Source organism: Kitasatospora sp. NPDC004799 (assembly GCF_040609095.1).
Lineage (GTDB): Bacteria > Actinomycetota > Actinomycetes > Streptomycetales > Streptomycetaceae > Kitasatospora.
Map to the genome: position 1 here is coordinate 1 of NZ_JBEXJK010000793.1, position 1415 is coordinate 1415.

The following is a 1415-nucleotide window of genomic DNA, read 5'->3' on the forward strand; positions in this document are numbered from 1 at the left end:
CAGCGGGGCGGCCGCGAGGCCGACCGGGCAGCCGGCCGCCGCGCCCAGCACGCCGACCACCGCGGCCTCGCCGAGGACCATCCGGCGCAGTTGGCCCGGGGTGGCGCCGAGGGTGCGCAGCAGGCCGAGTTCGCGCCGCCGCAGGCCGGTGGCGAGGACGAGCATCGAGGCGACCACGAAGCCGGTGGTGAACAGGCCGAGGGTGGCCAGCGCGGCGATCAGCTGGGTGCCGAGGAAGCGCCGGTGCTCGACGTGGCGGGGCTGGAGCGCGGCCCGGCCGTCGCCGGTGACCACGGTCGCCCCGTCGCCGACGGCCGTACGGGCGGCCGCGGCCAGCCGGGCGGGCGGGGTGCCGGGGGCGGGGAGCAGGGCGATCGTGCGCACGCCCGGGTCGCGCTGCGCGGCCGCGGCGTCGCTGAGGTAGTAGCCGGGGCCGTCCACGGTGCCGACGACGGTGAACTCGCCGCGGCCGGCGGTGAGGTTGACGGTCAGCCGGGCGCCGGCCGGGACGCCGAGGGAGCGGTCGACCGCCACCTCGTCGGCGGCCTCCGGGGCCCGGCCGGTGAGCAGCCGGTACGGGGCCAGCCGGGCCGAGGACCAGCCGTGGCCGGCCTCGGCCGCGCCCTCGTCCGGGACCGGACGGCCGTCCCGGACGGCCTGGGCGTAGAAGGCGCGGTCCACCACCACGGCGGCCGCGCCGGGCAGCGTGCGCAGCCGCTCGGTCAGGGCCTGCGCCTCGGCGGGGCTCCACGGGATGCGGTCCTTGGGGCTGCCGCCGCGGTCGGCGGCCTGCGGCGGGAGCACCAGCGCGGTGGCGGCGGCGAGGCGGGGCTGGACGGCCGGGCGGGCGGACTCGTGGACCGTCAGGGTGGCGGCGATCAGGCCGACGCCGACCAGCACGGCGAGCCAGCAGGCCAGGTAACCGGCCCAGCGCTCGCGGACGTTGGCGAGGACCAGCATCACGCCTCCAGTCGGGCCATGCGGGCCGCCACGGCGGCGGCGGAGCGGGCGGTGTCGCCGTCGAGGTCCAGCCGGTCGGCGATCCGGCCGTCCTGGAGGAAGACCACGGTGTCGGCGACGGCGGCGGCCGTCGGGTCGTGGGTGACCATGATCGTGGTCTGCGCCTGCTCGTCCACCAACCGCCGTAGCAGCCGCAGGACTTCGCCGGAGGTGCGGGTGTCCAGCGCGCCGGTGGGCTCGTCGGCGAAGAGCACGTCGGGGCGGGTGACCAGGGCCCGGGCCAGGGCGACGCGCTGCTGCTGGCCGCCGGAGAGCGCGCTCGGCCGGTGCCCGGCGCGCTCGGCCAGGCCGACGGCGCGCAGGGCGGCGCAGCGGCGCGCGCAGGCGATTGGGAGGCACCCGGATGCTGCCGAGGACGGTTCGGGGAGTGGTGGAGACGGCCGCCGGGGTGGTGG

General features: G+C 79.3%; 2 protein-coding genes. Both read right to left on the minus strand.

Annotated features, from left to right (window positions below):
- The coding region (locus ABZW03_RS40850; protein ID WP_355269945.1) for an ABC transporter permease at window positions 1-960 on the minus strand (960 nt) is incomplete at its 3' end.
- The coding region (locus ABZW03_RS40855) for an ATP-binding cassette domain-containing protein (protein ID WP_355269947.1) at window positions 960-1415 on the minus strand (456 nt) is incomplete at its 5' end. The genes ABZW03_RS40850 and ABZW03_RS40855, both read right to left, overlap by 1 nt.